A 16,764-nucleotide genomic window follows, 5' to 3' on the forward strand; every position below is an offset into this window, starting at 1 on the left:
TTTAACCCTCAAGCATTGTTCTTATTTTATTATTTTTATATTCTGTATATCTGCCTTCGCGTATAGCTGTGCGAATCTCACTCATCATTGTATTATAGAAATAAAGATTGTGCAATACACAAAGACGCATACCAAGCATTTCATTTGCTTTCAAAAGATGCCTGATATAACCTCTTGAATAGGATCTGCAAGCAGGACAAGTGCATCCCTCTTCTATAGGTCTCTTATCCAACTCAAACTTCTTATTAAAAAGATTTAACTTTCCATGATTTGTGTATACATGTCCATGTCTGCCGTTTCTGCTCGGATACACACAGTCAAAGAAGTCCACTCCTCTGTCTACCGCCTCAAGTATATTTATGGGAGTACCTACCCCCATAAGATATGTCGGCTTATTCTGCGGCAGATGTTCTACAGTCACATCCAAGATATGATACATCTCTTCATGACTCTCACCTACCGCCAGACCGCCTATTGCATAGCCGTCAAGATTCATCTCACTTATATCTTTTGCATGTGAGATTCTGATATCATCAATTATTCCGCCCTGATTGATAGCAAACAGCAACTGTTCTTTGTTGACAGTGTCCTCTAAAGAATTCAGTCTGTCCATCTCAGTCTTACATCTTTGCAACCATCTTGTAGTACGAGCCACTGAAGTCTCTATGTATTTTCTTTCGGCAAGTGCCGGAGGACATTCATCAAATGCCATAGCTATAGTGGAACCCAGGTTTGACTGTATCTGCATACTCTCCTCAGGACCCATAAAGATTTTTCTGCCGTCTATATGTGAATTGAAGTTTACTCCCTCTTCCTTTATCTTCCTTAGCTTTGCAAGTGAAAACACCTGAAAACCGCCTGAGTCGGTAAGAATCGGCCTGTCCCAGTGCATAAACTCATGCAAACCGCCAAATTCCTTAATAAGCTTATCACCTGTTCTTACATGCAGGTGATAAGTATTTGAAAGCTCCACCTGACAACCTATTTCCTTCAGGTCATCAGTGGATACGGCACCTTTTATAGCCGCTACAGTACCTACATTCATAAAGAGCGGAGTCTCTACTGTACCATGTACAGTCTCCATAGTGGCACTTTTAGCTTTTTTATCAAAAGCCTTTATTTCATATTTCATAAAATACCTAAACTACAGCACCGTTGCTGTCTTTATTTATCTCGACTTTTTTAGTCTTTTTCTTTTTCTTGGCATTCTCCGCCTTCTTCTCCTCTATCTTCTTATCAAACTTATTGCTTAACAGATACCAGAAGACGCTTGATAAAAATACTGAAGAATATGTACCTGCCACTATTCCGACCATTATCGGCAATGCAAACTCTCTGATAGAAGGAACTCCCATCAAGAAGAGTATGAAGATAGTTATAAATGTGGTAAGTGAAGAATAAATACTTCTTGTAAGTGTCTCTGTAACACTCTTATTGATAAGCTCTTCCTTGGCAGTAGACTTTGATAATATTGCCTTATTCTCTCTTATTCTGTCAAATATAACTATTGTTGCATTTATTGAATATCCGAGGATTGTAAGTATACAAGCTATAAATGTAGAACCTACACTCCAACGGAATATTGCATAACAAGATATAACTATAAATACATCATGCAAAAGTGCAAGTATTGAGCCTGCTGCAAAACTGAAGTCTCTAAATCTTATCCAAATATAGATAAGCATCAAAATTGTTGCAAGCACAGTTGCCACTACCGCATCTTTTTTCATCTCCGAACTTACAGCACCCGATATAGATTCCGCAGTAATCTTTTCCGCATCCACACCGAACTTATCTGCAAGTGCCTTATTTAACTTCTCTCTTTCATCAAGTGAAAGTGACCTTGTCTTTATAATTACCTGATTTGTACCCTGTACTTTCTGAGTCTGAGTTCCCGCCTCACCGGTTACAGATTCCACTACAGGCACAATTTCTTTTGAAATCTCTTCAAGGCTGTAGTCCTTATTGAATGTAACATTGGTTGAGGTACCGCCCTTAAAGTCAAGTCCGTAGTTAAAGAAGCCTCCAATCTGAGACTTGTTAACTCCTGCAAATATCACACCTATTATAAGTACGACCGCCGCAACGCTGAGAGTGATTTTTCTCATTCCTACAAAGTTTATAGACTCTCTGTCAGGTTTCTTTCCGTAGAACTTTACATCATCAAGACCTACATTATAGAATGCCTTAAGTATAAACTTTGTAACAAAGAGTGCGGTAAACATTGACAGGATAATACCAAGTGCCAGTGTTTGTGCAAATCCCTTTACCGTACCTGAACCGCGTACATAAAGTACCGCAGCAGCTATAAGTGTTGTCACATTTCCGTCAATAATAGCCGAAAGTGCCTTTTTAAATCCTGAATTGATAGACTCATATACACTCTTTCCAAGTGCAATTTCTTCTTTTATTCTGGTGAAAATGATGACATTCGCATCCACCGCCATACCTATTGAAAGTATGATACCCGCTATACCCGGAAGCGTCAATGTAATCTCAAATGCCGACAATAAAAGAATTTCAAGTATGATATAAAGTGCAAGTGCAATTACTGATGCCGCACCCGGAAGTAGGAATGCTCCTATCATAAATGCCGCCAAAACTACAAATCCTACCACAGCCGCCTTCATACTTGTAGATATGGCTGTCTGTCCGAGCTTGGCTCCCACAACATTGCTTCTAAGCTCTTCAAGTTCAAGTGAAAGTGAACCTATACGAATAGTAGATGCAAGATTTTTTGCTTCATCATATGAAGTCATACCTGTAATCTGTGCATTACCGCCTGTAATAGCGGTCTGAACCGTAGGATTTGAATACACTACATTATCATATATTATTGCAATTCTCTGACCGATAAGCTTTGCTGTTGCTTCTGCAAACGCCTTTGAGCCTTCATCTGTAAATGTAAGTGATACCACATACTCACTCTTACCGTTATTATCTATAATACCGGCCTTGGCTGTTGCCACCTGGTCACCTGTAAGCACTGTTTGTCCCTGCGGATCTACAAACAGCAAAGAACCCGGCTTTCCAAGTTCATCCAATATTGCATTGGCATCCGATACACCCGGAATATCGATATTTATTCTGTTTCCGCCTTCTCTGTAAACCTCAGCCTCTGTTGAATAGTTCTGAACTCTTTGCTGTAATTTATAGATAGTATCAGCCATGTCCTCATCTGACGGATTTTGCTGTACTGTTTGATAAGTGATACTTACACCGCCCGCCAAATCAAGTCCAAGCTTTATCTTTCCCATACCGAACTTGGAGGATTTGCCGTTCTCATCCTTTTTTTCATCAGCACTTTCAGGCTCTTTGCCGGGCTCGGCTTGAGAACTTTCACCACTTTGTGAACTCTCATTATTTGCCTTACTTTTATCAGCTGACGAGTTTTCCGAGGCTTTAGTACTCTCACCATTTGAAGTACTTTCTCCCGATACGGAAGACTCTGCACTTGTTATAGTAGTTTCTTCGGCAGTATGTGTCACTTTAGTTACATTACTGTGTTTGCCACCTTGCAAAACATTGAAGGCAAGGAACCCTAAAAATACCATTACCACAATTGTGATAAAAAGAGAGGTTAAGCCCTTTTGCTTATTGTCCTTCATTATCTTCTCCTATTTTACCCAGCTAACGCTGCTTTTATCATTATTGCACACTCAATTCTCTTTTTTTGAAGTTCGCAACCGATATCATAAGTATCTGTAATGGAGCCATGGAAACTGTATGAATTTGCAGCACAGCCGCCACTACAATAAAATCTTGCATAGCAATCCTTACACTTGGGTTTAGCATAAACATTGCATAGCTTAAACTCATTACTAATGTCTTTTCTCTTTAAGCCGTCAAATACATTTCCGAGTAAGAATTCATCCTTACCCACAAATTGATGACATGGATATAAATCTCCCCAAGGTGTTACCGCCAGGTACTCCGTTCCTGAGCCGCAACCTGAAAGTCTTTTTGCAACACATGGTCCTTGAGTCAAATCTATATTGAAGTGGAAGAAATTAAAACCTCTTCCCTCCTTCTTTCTCTTGATATACTCTACTGCAAGCTTATCATATTCTTTCATAATCTTCGGAATATCTTCCGCTCTGATAGCGTAGGCTTCGCTCTCCTCGCCTACTACAGGCTCCATGCTTGTCTGCTTAAAACCGAGGTCTGCAAAATGAAGTACATCTTTTGAAAACTCCAAATTATTTCTTGTAAATGTACCCCTTATATAATAGTCCTTGGTTCCTCTGCTCTTTGCAAACTTTACAAACTTCGGAACTATTGTATCATAGCTGCCCTTGCCGCCTCTGGTCGGACGCATAATATCATTTACTTCTTTTCTGCCGTCAAGGCTTAGTACTACATTTGACATCTCTTTATTGCAAAATTCCATAATTTCGTCATTAAGCAACATACCGTTAGTAGTTATTGTAAATCTGAATTTCTTATTGTTCGGCTCTTCAAGGCTTCTTCCGTACTTTACAAGTTCCTTTACAACCTGCCAGTTCATAAGCGGCTCACCGCCAAAAAAATCCACTTCCAAATTCTTTCTGTTGCCGGAGTTTGCAACAAGAAAATCAAGTGCCCTCTTGCCGATATCAAAACTCATCAAAGCTCTCCTGCCATGGTACTCGCCCTCTTGTGCAAAGCAGTACTTACATGCAAGATTGCAATCATGAGCAATATGCAGACAGAGTGCCTTTACTACAGTCTCTCTCTTTTTGAAATCATTAATATACAGCTCATAGGTATCCTTTGTATAGAGTTCTTCAGCATCTATAAGCTCCTGTATATCGGATATGGCTTCATCTATTTCTTTATCGCTATATTTGCTCTTTAAAGATGAGCTTATCTGTGACTTTATTTTATCATCCAGTTTTACAGGTGCTTCTATTTCACCGATAAGCTTCTCTCCGACAGCCATTGCATCATACATCAGCTCATCAACTACATGAACCGAGCCTGAATTGACATCTAATACTATATTATATCCGTTATTCTTATACTGGTGTAACAAATTATCCCTCTTTCTATTATAAAGCAACTAGCACAACACGAAAATCCCCCTTAACAGTCAACGACCGCAAAGGGGGTTTGATACAAGCGTCTTATCTGTTAGGGTTTTCGCAGCCCTGGTTTCCAACTGTACAAGATGTCTTGCAAGCTGACTGACAAGAAGTCTGGCACTCACCACAACCACCACGCTTTAGGCTCTCTTTAAGAGTTTTTTCATTTAATGTAACAACATGCTTCATAAACATTCTCCTTCTATGTCGATATACGACAACAAGCTTTATGCGAAGCTATTTTAGCATAGTTATATATCTTTTTCAATAAATATATTTTGTGATGTTGTGTTTAATCATATTTTACTGTTTTTTACCGTATTTACGTTTTCTATATACAACAACAAATCCTATTGACAGGCCAAGCAATATTACCGCCCATGGCAGAAGTTTGATTGAAGACAATTTAATATTCGGGATTTTGATTTCAAAGCTTACGGTTTCGATATCACTTAAGTTTCCGGCCTTATCCTTTGCCTGTACCTTAATTATGTGATTACCTTCAGTATCTACCGTAAGTTCCGCCTTGCCTTTATTAAGCTTGTATTCACCTTTACCTAAAAGCCTGTTATCAAGCCAAACGGAATCTATCTCATCACCCGGCAATTCAGTACTTAGAATAATATTTACATTTCCCTCATAGCTTTTGCCGTCTTCAACACCGTTTATTATGCATACAGGCTTTGTAGCATCATAGATAACTTCTACAGGCTTCATTGAAGATTTATTTCCTGCCGTATCACTGACTTCAAGATTAAATATATACTTGCCGTCCTTATTTATAGAATTTAAGAACCTAAGTTCACCGTCTACAAACTCATACGGTTCGTCCATACCGTTAACTGTAGCAGATACAATAGAAATCTCATCAGTGTTCCAAACCTCGATACTTGGTGTAAAAGGCTTGTTTGTATATGCACCTGCAAGCTCCTCCGGTTTGAACTTAAATGTTGCACCGTTTTTGTTTACTGAAAAATTAACTTTCTTTTCTGTAACATTTCCTGCCAGGTCATATATACTGACTGTAAGCACATAGTTGTCATCAATATATATAGGATCCAGATTCAATACATATCCGCCGCCTTGTTTCTTTGCCTTATATAAGAGTTCTCTTACCTTTCCGTCCGCAACAGATGTCAGTGTAACTTTTGATTTTACAAGATCAATATTTACATCACTGTAATTTACTACAGGTGAAACGGTTCTTGCATTTGCTGTCAAATCTTCTACACCTGAGATTGTAATATATGGTGCAGTAGAATCTACATTTACTTTTTGTTCAAACTTTACTTTATCACTTTGTGATTCGGCATTGTTTTTTACAACTGCAATTCTGTATTCTCCGTCATCATCAAATAAAATATTCGCTTTGTGACTGCCACCGTCTCTACTCCAGGAATACTTTGCATTTGACAGTACCTCTTTTCCGTCCACCTTCTTGTATACCGTTACAGAATAATTGTCGGCATCAAAGTTATCATCACTTATATTTACAGATGTTGATTTGGTATTGATAAAGCCGTTACTTCCTGAATTCTCGTTACGAATACTTACTCCGGACTTAACACCGCTATAACTGTTTTTAACAGTTCCGTTTCCCATAGGTGTAAATACTTTCTCAGTATTTGTAATATTTGCACTGTTGCCCAAATTAACATTATTTTCTACATTCGTATTCCCCTCTACATAATTGTTCTGTAAAACAGCAGGCAAAGTACTTTGACTTTCCGCTTTATTACTTGCGAACCTGTTTGTATCGCCCTCATCAGAAACTCCGTTTGATACATTAGTTCTGATATTTGATGTAACAGAGCCTGAAGAATTATGTTTACCGCTTGATGTAATATTATATGCGGTATTTGTTTCCGCCCTGCTCTCCTCTACATTATTTTGAACTTCCGATGTGGGATTTGTTTCAGCCTGTATATCCTGTCTGCTCTCTTCAGTACTTAAAACTTCATTAGTTCTTGTCTCCTCAATACTTGGCGATTCGATACTTGGTGGTTCGACACTTGTCGATTCGGCAGGCAAACGCTCTGTCCGTCTACCCTCAAATATTCTTATTTCTTCAGTACTTGATAATGTTCTGCTCATATTGGCCGATCTGATATTTTCAGAACTTGGCCTGCTTTCAGGTACTGCACTGGGCTCATTATCCTGTACTTCCTCAACAGGCGGCTGTACCGCCAGGAAAAAAATCTGATTTTTATTGCCGTTTTTAGATATAAACCGCTTCATATCGTCACTTATAACATTCAGTCGGTTTCTCTTTGCAATACGCACTCTGTTTCCTATACCGAACATTACATTACTTCTATATATTGTAATACTTGTATTTGCACTTTCTTCATTACTGAGCGGTGAAAATCCCGCCCTTATCACAAGATCACCTCCGGGTGAATTTGTACTTGTGGCTATTGACGGTGTCGCAACTGATGATGTTGCAAGTGTCGGCGGATTTGAGACATCATAGTCCTCAATATCCAAACGACCTCCATTCATTATTACCTTTTTTACATTTTCAAAGGAGTTCTCTATAAGAACAGGGCTCCAATTGGAATAGCTCTCATCATTCGTATCTCCAAGGTCTCTTGGTGTCGGCATTGTTATAGTGCCGTCACTTTCCAAAAATGATGATATATTTCTAATATGATAGCCGTTTGTATCTCTGAAAATCAGTGCTATAACTGTGTCTGAAGGTGTAGCTATGGAATCAAAACTGAAAGATCTAAAAACAATTTGTATAACAAAACATATACAAATGATTACCGCAATCACCTTCCTATCCCTACTTTTAATATTCATAAGACTACCTACCTCCTGCTATTAAATTTATTTCTTCAATAACCTCAAAATCAACATTTTTTCTATACTCCTCTAAAGTTTGACCATGATAATTTTCTAAAAGAACAGTTTCTTCAATCTCACTTTGCTTACTGTCACTTTGCCTACTTTTAACCATATGATTTCCTGCTTTTTTTTCGGTTTTGCCTGCAAACAGTCTACCTGAACGAGTCTTTCTAAGCGGCATTGTCTTATTCTTCATACCGGCATCCTCTGCCCATCTTTTCTTTGAGCCATAGTTTATAGTATCTTTGAATGCCTTTCTTATACCAAGTTTAAACCAGATAATAAAACTTATAATAAAAGTTATACTTCCTGTAAAAATCCCACTGTAATATAATATTTTATGCATCAGATACCCCCGATATTTTGTAATTTATTCTTTAATGAAACAAAATTTGAATTTGACTCAATATCCGGCAAAACACTTGCATCCTTGTAAACTTCTACAGAAGCCCTCACATCCTTCATATCTATAAGTAACATAGTGGAAAGACTTATATAAGCTGTGGCATCCGTCGGATATTTTTTTATTATATCCTTATACTGCATCGCCGCCCTGTCATATTCTCCAAGTGTTCTATATATATCTCCTATTCTGTTTTCAAACAGAATAGACTGTGTGGCTGTAGCAAATATCAGATATTGATCATAGTATGTGACAGCTTCATACAGATCATCCCTTGCTCTTTTATCCTGCAAGTTTATATTTGCTCTTCTGTAGTAGGCATCTGCCAAACCGAAATATACTTCGGGTAAATATCTGTCCTTTAACTCTTTCTCTATATAAGGACTTTTTAATATCTCATCCGCCTTATCTAAAAGCTCAATAGATTTGTCATATGGTTTTTCACCTACATTTTGTATTCCATAGGCATTAGCTCTATATATCTTTGACAATGTAGTATATATCTCTACCTTTTCTTCCTCCTTTACCCCCATGTTCAAATATTCATCAGCATTATTCATATCCTTAACTATCGCCTCCCAGTCAGTACCTATTTCTGAAAGAGATCTGGACAGCGACGAATAATACCTTGCCTGTGGATATTTTTTTGTATCCACCTTATCAAAATATCTTGCGGCGGTGCCGTAATCTACATCAAAGTCAGCATCCTTACTGTTGCCAAGAAAATATATCTGCCCCATTTTCATCATTATGTCATCATTTTTGTCCAACTCTCCTTTCCCTGATGCAATCATTGAAGAAAGCACCCTAAGTCCGTTTCTGGTTTGCCCACTTTCACAGTAATAATCAAGCATCCTTAAATATGCCTCTGTTCTTTGTGGAGCTATATTTATGGCATCGTTTAAAAACTTCAAAACCTTGCCGTCAATATCATTTTTATTGCCGTCTGATGCTATAGTCAGTGTAGCCTCTGATAAATAATTGTTGTAGACCTGTGATATCGCCTTTTTTTCCATTCCGTTTGCCGCTATGGCAATAGAAAAACTTGAAACGGAAATCATCATTGTTACTGCAAAAAGAAATATCTTTCTTTTTTGCATCCTTATATAAGAGTCATCAAGGTCTTTGTAATGCTTAAGTGCATATGACATCTCCCTACAATTTTCAAATCTCTTTTCAGGATCCTTTCTTGTGGCTCTAAGTATTATCTTTTCAAGTCCGTCTGAAAGCCTGTCATCCCATTTTCTGATAGGATATAACTCATATGGCGGTTCTGACGGATTGACTCCGGTCAACAGATGATACATGGTAGCACCCAGATTGTATATATCGGTTCTTGCATCTGTCTGTCTCAGATTTTCACCTGCAAACTGCTCCGGAGCCGCATATCCTATAGTGCCAAGACAGGTGGTATCTGAAATACTGTCATAGTTATATCTTCTGGCCGTTCCGAAATCTATCAAAGTAATCTTACCGTCAGGCTTTAAAATTATATTTGACGGTTTCAGGTCTCTATATATTATCGGAGGATTTTGCGAATGCAGGTAGTCAAGTACATCACAGAGTTGGATTGCATACTCTACCACACTTGCTTCATCAATGGTTCCCTTTTCTGATAAAATATCTGATAATGATCTGCCCTCCACATAGTCCATTACAATTATTATCGTGTCATCATTCTCAATTATGTCTGCAATACTTGGCAGGTAGGGATGTTTCAGCTCTTTTAAGAGATTTGTTTCAGTTATAAGACTCTGTCTCATAACCTCACAATTTTTATTCTTTTCCTTTCTCATCTCCTTTATAGCCCACTGTTTATTAGCCTTCTCATTCATAGCCAAATAAACAATACTCATGCCGCCCTGTCCGATTTTATTTAAAATCTTATATTTACCATCTAAAAGGCTACCAATCTCCAACATATCCCACCTATCTCACTTTTATTAAAGCTACAGAAATATTATCCTGTTCCCTTCTTTTCAGATTCAGGTCTATCAATGCTCTCAGTCTGTCATTAAACTTTAAATTATCACATCCTTTAAGTGCCTTTAAAACTTCTTTTTCACTTATTTCATGTCTAAAGCCGTCACTGCAAAGCAATAATATATCTCCACTTTTTACTTCTCCGCAAAAGATATCAGGAGTTACATCCTTGGTTGCACCTATACATTGTAAAAGTACATTCCTTCTGGGATCAGTCCTTGCATCTTTCGGACTGAGCCTTCCCTCTGCCATCTCTCTGGCAATAACCGTGTGATCATTTGTCAGTTGTATCATTCCGGCTTCAGATATCTTATACAGTCTGGTATCACCTACATGACAAACAAAGAATTTATTTTCCGCCAAAAGCACTGCCGTGATTGTAGTTCCAAGATATATACCATGCTCTTTACCGTAATGTAGCAGCCCCTCATTTTCAGAACTTAGGATATTTGTAAAATCCGTTCTCATTTGATTTTCATCCCAAATATTTTTATAACCGCTATAATGATGTAAAAACCAGTCTGAAACCGCTTCAACTATACTTTTACTGGCAAATTCGCCACAGGATAGACCGCCCATTCCGTCACAAATTACTCCAAGACAAACTTCACTGCCTCTAAACTTTGCTCTTTTTAAGATAACACTGTCTTGATTACAATTTTTCTTTAACCCTACCTCAGTCTGTGCCGCCAAAAAATAATTCATATTTTATCCTATGTGAAATTCAAACTCTTCATTTGCCAAACTTATAATATCATTATCCCAAAGTTCCACTTCTATACTTGGAGATACTTTCTCACCGTTTACTCTGGTAAAATTCAAAGACCTCAAATCTCTGATAAAATATGCCCCGTCCTTTTGAATAATCTCGGCATGATTTCTTCCCACTGAGGAATTATCATCTATACAAAAATCCACATAATTTTTTTCTCTTCCTATTCTAAAATCAGATTTATCTATTACTATCTTCTCACCTGTTCTTCTCCATATCAAAAATGATTTTATTATATTCGGTGCAAACCCAAGCAATGTGGTCTCACCCATATTTGCAGGACTTTGTAAAACTGTAGTCTCACCGTATACAGCCTTTGGAACCTGCATTACGCTCTCTGTAACTTTGTTTTCTTTCTCCTTCTTTTTTCCAAACAGTGAAATTTTCTTCTTTTCTTTTTTATTTTGATTCCCTACATTTATATTTTGATTTCCTTCATTTATATTTTGATTCCCTACATTTATAGGCTCTTCTCTACCCGGGATCAAAAGGTTATTGTTATTACTTCTATCAGAACCTGTTTCATTCAAAGAGTCTGCACTTTTTACTTTACCAAAGCCAAACAATCCTTTTTTCTTTTCAGTCTTTTGCGACTGCTTATCAAAACTTGTATCCGGCACACCGATATTTGGAATTGATATACTTTTATATGAGTTATCATTTTTTTCAAAATTAATATGCCCTTGATATTGTCTTGCTTGTACAGGTTTTGAGATATTTTCTTCTATATTAAATACTTTCCTCTCACTAAGTCCTTTTTTCTCTCTCCGTTCTTCTCTTACTTCTTCTGTCCTTGTGCCGGGCTTTTCGGTATATCTTTTGTTTTTCAGTAAATCCAACAGATTTAAAAATTTATCATATGACAGATTCTCTTCTTTTGAAAGTTGCTTTGTAATATCTGATGCAAAATATGCCGCCTTATCATTTTTTACCATCATATCAAGCAAAAGGTTTTTCAAAAATACCTTTAAAGTTATATTGCTTTTCCCATTTATTACAGGCAGTAAAATCAGTCTTATATTATTACCGTCAAAAAAGGTATAATCATTGTCAAGTATTACCTGCTCTTCAAAAAGCATATACTCTTCAATACATCTTATCCCCTTGCAAATATTTTCAAATATTTCTAAAAGATTTTCCTTTGTAAGCTCATCAGATATATATTCATTAAGAGTTTTTACCGCTCCAAGCCTGTACTTAAATTCTACTCTTGTATCATTTGTTATAATATCTATAGGAAACAGGGCTTTGATATCATTATTTTTCATCATACCGATACTGACATTGTCAATCTTCTCATTATCTAAAACTTCATATATAAGTTCAACACCTTTTTCAGTCTCATTCCTCTTAAACATATATGCCTCCTATCTCAAATTCTCCAAAAACGGAACCTGTCTCAACACATCTGTCAAATCATCATCTGAATTATACTTTTTTACAAATTCTCTTACAGAAAGGTCTGACGGTACAGATACCTGATTTACATCTTTTACCTTATTGCAAATGACAGTTATTTTATTGGTTATATCAATATTTCCGCCGTTTTCCAGCAACTGTAATGCTTTATTCAAATCCGACATCTTCTTCATACCTATAGTACTCTCTTCAAATACCAAGATTATCTTATGGGCTAACTTTGAATACAGTTTCAATCTGCTTCCCATACATAGGTCGCTGTCTATAATTATATTCCTGTATTTTCCCATCCCCTGTAACTCTTTAATCAACATTTCAATATTTTCATCATTCATCTCAAGCATATCAAGTGCTATTCTTGCCTCATTAAAGAAATCCAGACCTTCTCTACTCTTTACTACACTACTTTCTATCTTTAAAGGGACATTTTGCTTTTTACTTTTTATTGCATATATTATTTCATCAAATCCTATATTACCGTCTCCATTCATAAAGAGCTTTGAGGTATTCAAGAGTTCAAAATTCAGATATAAAGTAGGAATTCCTTGCATTGCAAGTCTTTTTCCATATGCAATAGCTAAAGATGTGGCACCTGCACCGCCGTTTACAGGCATAAATACCTCTACCAAAGTACTGTTTTTGTCACTGAACTTATACGCAATATCACCATTTGATGAATCTGCCAGGATATTTAAAATTTCCTTATATATCTTCTCAGGCTTTTTGAACTTGTTTACAGCCTTTATATTATTCTTTCTCTCTATCAAATCCCTGTCAGACAGATATGCCACGCTCATCTTTTCAGTATACCAGGATAAATCCTCTTCAATACTCTCAGACACAAGCATCACATCAATAGGTTTATTACCTCTGTTCTTCTCAAATGAATCCAATGAAGAAAATGCCATTATCTCTATTCTGTCATGATAATTTTTAATATAAAAGTCTGACAATCTCTTTCTGTAATCCTCATCACTATCTACCAAAGCCAGTCTGATTTTCATTAAAAACCTCCTATTTTACAAGTTGTATAAATTTCCATGCCGGTTTCTTAACAGCTGCAATACCGCTATTATTAAAGCTGCCTGCTTCATTAAATTCAAAATCAATAACTACAGTATTATTTTTATTTATATAGCCCCATTTTTTACCGTCACATACCGCTGCAAATCCGTTTGAAAACGGCTTTATATCACTGTATTCAGTCATCAATTCAACTTCACCTTTTTTATTTACAAATCCCCATTTACCGTCTTTTTTTATTGCTGTAGATTCATCTGAAACAAAGGCCTTTGCTTCATCAAAACCTTCATCACCTTTTACCTTTCCGTCAATATCAAAAATATGATACTTTCCGTCAAGCTTTGCGATATATACATTCTGTGAGGTGGCAAATCCGCAATCATCCAATACCACATCATCATATATGAAATCTGTGACCTGTGAAAAATCAGATTTTATAATTGCCCACTTGCCGTTATTTTTTACAGCCGCCCTCTTACCGGCAAAACCGCTTGCAAAATCATAAGTATTATTGCTTGCCTTTTTTGCATTTTCATCAATATAAGAGTACTTACCTTCGCTGCAATAAGGTGCTAAATTATTCCCATATACTCCCAGACTTTCCACACTAAAATCAAGTGCAAGTTTTTTATAGCCGTTCTTATCAATATAGTACCAATCATTATCCTTACAAACCGGTGCATACTCGGGCTCTTTGCCATAAGGATAAATCTTGTCATATATTGCCTTTATCTTCTCACTTCCGTCCGATTTTAGAAGTCCCTGCTTATTATTATCGGCAAATACATAAAAGCCGTTGCCATACATCTTGATATCATCACTTCCAAAATACACCTCCGTGTAGCTTCCTCTAAGCTTTCCTTGAAGTGCAAGGAACTCTTCATCATCTGCATTCCTTTCAAGATAGGCATTGACAAGTTTCAGTGCATTTACTGTTTGTTTCCTGTCTATATAGTAGTCTGTCATTTTTTTAGCTACATTCTTCGGATAATTATAATTTTCCAATATAGAATTTCCCTGTTTTTCAAAATCCTTATACTTTTTCAACTTCAAGTAATCATCCAACATAGCTTCCTGTACCGGTAACTTATTCCTTGCAAACTCAAGTGCCTTCTTATACTGTTCAACAGCATCTATATAGATTTCCTTTGCCTCCAAAGCCTTGGCATTTTTCATATGTTCAGTATAACTTTTATATTTTCGGGCATTTCCGCCTATTATATTTCCCCATCCCAGCACCAACAGTAAGATTATCATAGGTGCCAATATCCTCTTCATATTCATATATTGCTCCTAAAATCCCAGCATCATACAGGTTGTCACTCCAAATGCTACAAAAGGTCCAAAAGGTATCTCATCCTTTGCTGTTGCACTTTTTGAAATTATCTTAATCAGTCCATATATTGCAATAGATATAAGCGCTACTAAAAGCACACCCATCAGTGCATATGTTCTAAGGTAAAGCCCCAAGGCTCCAACCAGCTTTATATCTCCCATTCCGACACCGTTTTTACTTATCACCTTACTTGCCGCAAACAGCAAAACTCCTATAAGCATTGCAACAATAGAGTCTATAAATATTGCCAAGGCTTCCACAGTATTTGTAAATGCATTTATTATCATCAGCACACAGGCAATACTTAGAATACATACAATTGCTTCATTCGGTATTATCTTTTCTCTACAATCAATCCTTGCCGTTATCAAGGTTATAGAGATTATTGCCAATGCCTTAAAAGTCTTTAAAATATCAAATGCATATATTTTATACAAAACTCCTATTGCTATACCTACTGAAAGATATATTATACATAACAATATATTTTGTTTCAGATTATCGGCATTATACCTTTTTTTGTATATAAAGATTGTAATGACATATGCCGTCAGCATAAATGCTATGCAAAAAACTAAGTTCACCATCGCCTGCATCTCCTATTCTGTCGTATATAGTTTCAGCACTATTCCGTTTCTACTTGCGTATTCAGTTGCAGCTACTATTGCCTTTTGCTGATCTACACTAAGTTCTTTGTTTTTTAATACCAGATAATAATACTTTGTATTGTATTTATCCGGTGTAATATTTCCTTGTTCACTGAAGCCCTCCAGCTTTTTCATATCTTTTTTTATTGCCTTTAAAAACTTGCTTCCATCCTGATATTCAATCATATCTGTATCCATACTGTGAGTTCTTGCAATATATTTCTCATTTTCATTAAAAATACCTATATTTTTAAACTCATTTGAGTCAAGATTTCTTTTCACCACGGTATTGTCATAGTTGCTTATCTCTTCACCGCGTTCTTTAGTACTCTTGTCCCATACTGATGACGGAATATTCAGTTTATTGGTTGCAGGTACTACAGGAGTGATATTATCGAAATTGTCCTCATCCCCAGGCTTTTCATCTGCACCGTCTTCAAGTGCCGCACCTGCCACATTTCCTCCGGCTTCATTCGGTTCATTGAAGCTTCCGTCACCTATCCATGCTCTGGTTGAAGCTGTATTCTTCAGTCTGAAATCGAATCTATCTAAAAATGGCAGTGGGATTCTGATTTTATATGAGGCACTTATCTCAATACTTTGCATATCCAGAAAAAAGCTTGATCCCCAGTAATTTATTCCGTTTTTTCCACCCTGTACTCCAAGATTTTCAAAATAACCGCTTGGAAATCCTGAAAGGTATTTGTTTGTAACAGCTCTGCTTATCGGCATTGCCACCGCCAGCTTTATTGCATCATATGCACCGTCTTTTATTACTGCCAGTATTCCGTTGAATATAGCTTTTTCATCTGAAAAATAGTCGGTAACCGATGTATACATTGCCTGCCCGGAATCATATATTTCCTGTGCACTCTTTCCTACATTTGTCATTTGAGCCATTATGTCTTCGGGATATGCCTGTGAGCCTTCATCCAATATGTTGTTTGATACATCTGTAGCATTTTCAAGACCGTTTGCACTGGCATTGAAAAATACCTGTATTGTATTTAACATTTTCTTTGTTTTGTCAGTGAATTCTCCCGACTCATTTGATGCAGTCTGTCCTATATTATGTACACCCAGTTTCTTTGCTATATATGAATACTCAGATATTTGTTTTGCCGACTGGTCTATAGCATTTTGTATACTTGTATATGCCCTATATACATTTAGCATACTAAGCAGTGCCATATATGCCGCAATAAATATAGTCAATATAAGACTGGCTTCTACTGTAATAATACCTCCTTGCTTATCTCTAGCCATAA

At 36.8% G+C, this 16,764-nt stretch carries 13 protein-coding genes; all 13 read right to left on the bottom strand.

Annotated features, from left to right (window positions below):
* Position 1: 1 nt before the first annotated feature.
* Positions 2 to 1,132 carry a tRNA guanosine(34) transglycosylase Tgt gene (gene tgt / locus HMPREF0381_RS10535; RefSeq protein ID WP_008751966.1) on the bottom strand — a complete coding sequence of 377 codons (1,131 nt, stop codon included), beginning with the start codon at positions 1,130 to 1,132 and terminating at the stop codon, positions 2 to 4.
* Between the two features lie 7 nt (positions 1,133 to 1,139).
* On the bottom strand, positions 1,140 to 3,608 hold the full coding sequence (locus tag HMPREF0381_RS10540; RefSeq protein WP_008751967.1) for a protein translocase subunit SecDF: 2,469 nt from the start codon (positions 3,606 to 3,608) through the stop codon (positions 1,140 to 1,142).
* 14 nt (positions 3,609 to 3,622) lie between these two features.
* The gene (gene scfB / locus HMPREF0381_RS10545) at positions 3,623 to 5,014 is read right to left on the bottom strand and encodes a thioether cross-link-forming SCIFF peptide maturase (protein WP_040461397.1); all 1,392 of its coding nucleotides are present in this window, start codon (positions 5,012 to 5,014) and stop codon (positions 3,623 to 3,625) included.
* Positions 5,015 to 5,105: 91 nt separating this feature from the next.
* A complete protein-coding gene (gene scfA / locus HMPREF0381_RS10550; protein WP_007593215.1) occupies positions 5,106 to 5,252 on the bottom strand; it encodes a six-cysteine ranthipeptide SCIFF in 147 nt (48 codons plus the stop codon).
* Between the two features lie 114 nt (positions 5,253 to 5,366).
* Complete coding sequence (locus HMPREF0381_RS10555; RefSeq protein WP_008751970.1) at positions 5,367 to 7,868, bottom strand: Ig-like domain-containing protein; 2,502 nt, start codon at positions 7,866 to 7,868, stop codon at positions 5,367 to 5,369.
* A gap of 4 nt (positions 7,869 to 7,872) precedes the next feature.
* Positions 7,873 to 8,259, bottom strand: a complete 387-nt coding sequence (locus tag HMPREF0381_RS10560; RefSeq protein ID WP_008751971.1) for a hypothetical protein — start codon at positions 8,257 to 8,259, stop codon at positions 7,873 to 7,875.
* Positions 8,259 to 10,238, bottom strand: a complete 1,980-nt coding sequence (locus tag HMPREF0381_RS10565; RefSeq protein ID WP_008751972.1) for a serine/threonine-protein kinase — start codon at positions 10,236 to 10,238, stop codon at positions 8,259 to 8,261. Before HMPREF0381_RS10565 ends, HMPREF0381_RS10560 begins: the two co-directional genes overlap by 1 nt.
* Positions 10,239 to 10,245: 7 nt before the next feature.
* Positions 10,246 to 11,004 carry a PP2C family protein-serine/threonine phosphatase gene (locus tag HMPREF0381_RS10570; RefSeq protein WP_008751973.1) on the bottom strand — a complete coding sequence of 253 codons (759 nt, stop codon included), beginning with the start codon at positions 11,002 to 11,004 and terminating at the stop codon, positions 10,246 to 10,248.
* 3 nt (positions 11,005 to 11,007) lie between these two features.
* Positions 11,008 to 12,429 (bottom strand): DUF6382 domain-containing protein, encoded by a 1,422-nt coding sequence (locus HMPREF0381_RS10575; protein ID WP_008751974.1) that lies wholly within the window; start codon positions 12,427 to 12,429, stop codon positions 11,008 to 11,010.
* A 9-nt stretch (positions 12,430 to 12,438) separates the two neighbouring features.
* Positions 12,439 to 13,494: a P-loop NTPase family protein gene (locus HMPREF0381_RS10580; RefSeq protein ID WP_008751975.1), complete on the bottom strand. Its 1,056-nt coding sequence runs from the start codon at positions 13,492 to 13,494 to the stop codon at positions 12,439 to 12,441.
* Positions 13,495 to 13,504: 10 nt separating this feature from the next.
* Positions 13,505 to 14,797, bottom strand: a complete 1,293-nt coding sequence (locus HMPREF0381_RS10585; RefSeq protein ID WP_008751976.1) for a WG repeat-containing protein — start codon at positions 14,795 to 14,797, stop codon at positions 13,505 to 13,507.
* 9 nt (positions 14,798 to 14,806) lie between these two features.
* Complete coding sequence (locus HMPREF0381_RS10590; protein ID WP_008754005.1) at positions 14,807 to 15,436, bottom strand: prepilin peptidase; 630 nt, start codon at positions 15,434 to 15,436, stop codon at positions 14,807 to 14,809.
* A 12-nt stretch (positions 15,437 to 15,448) separates the two neighbouring features.
* Positions 15,449 to 16,762 carry a hypothetical protein gene (locus HMPREF0381_RS10595; protein ID WP_008751978.1) on the bottom strand — a complete coding sequence of 438 codons (1,314 nt, stop codon included), beginning with the start codon at positions 16,760 to 16,762 and terminating at the stop codon, positions 15,449 to 15,451.
* Positions 16,763 to 16,764 lie beyond the last annotated feature (2 nt).

Source organism: Lachnoanaerobaculum saburreum DSM 3986 (genome assembly GCF_000185385.1).
GTDB lineage: Bacteria > Bacillota > Clostridia > Lachnospirales > Lachnospiraceae > Lachnoanaerobaculum > Lachnoanaerobaculum saburreum.